An 811-nucleotide genomic window follows, 5' to 3' on the forward strand; every position below is an offset into this window, starting at 1 on the left:
TTTGCGACATGTGTGGACGCCCCGTGTGACGCAAGAAGAACCTTTGGATCGGTGCAGCGCGTGGTCAGGGCTGACATGTGTGCGGCCTCTGATGCGGCTCTTCCCATGCCGCGGGCCCGGATGGGAGTTCGCGGAGCAGGTCCCAATCAGCTCTACGCGCTCAAGGCGCTCGTTCCCAAGCTGGTTTTCCTGATCCCGTCTCAGTGACCGTTGCGCCATCTCTCTCCTGTGCTCTTCCCACGCCCCAACAGCCCCGCAGCCGCGACGGCTTATGCCACACAGCCGGAGCCCGATACACCCCGCCTCGCGCCAGCAGGGCCCAGACGATGCGAGCCATCTTGTTGGCCAAGGCAACCCGCACCAGCCTCGGCGGCTTGCGCGCGACCATGCGCGCCATCCACGAGCCTGCCGGAGCCCCGTTTCGAGACACCCAGCTCACAACGGCACTCGCGCCGATGATCAGCAGGCGGCGCAAGGTCCGCTCGCCCATCTTCGAGGTGGCACCCAGCTTCTGTTTGCCGCCGGTCGAATGCTGCAAGGGTGTGAGTCCTACCCAGGCGGCAAAGTCCCGCCCGCACCTGAAGGTCTCAGCGGGTGGAGCCAGTGCCGTCAGGGCCACTGCGGTCACCGGGCCGATCCCGGGAATGGTCATCAGCCGCCGCGCCATCTCGTTCTCTTTGGCTCGCCGGGCGACCTCACGGTCCAGATGCGCAATCTGCTCGTCCAGGCGATGGAGTGTCTCGATCAGCATCCGGAGGATGGGCCGGGCGAGCTCTGGGATCGGCTCGGCCTCATCCTCGACAGCCTGCAC

At 66.2% G+C, this 811-nt stretch carries 1 pseudogene; it reads right to left on the minus strand.

The window, feature by feature from the left end:
- Positions 1-280: 280 nt before the first annotated feature.
- A pseudogene (locus DC522_RS33840) lies at positions 281-811 on the minus strand (IS110 family transposase); the annotation flags it as partial.

It is taken from the genome of Microvirga sp. KLBC 81, from assembly GCF_003075415.1.
In the GTDB taxonomy this organism is placed as follows: domain Bacteria; phylum Pseudomonadota; class Alphaproteobacteria; order Rhizobiales; family Beijerinckiaceae; genus Microvirga.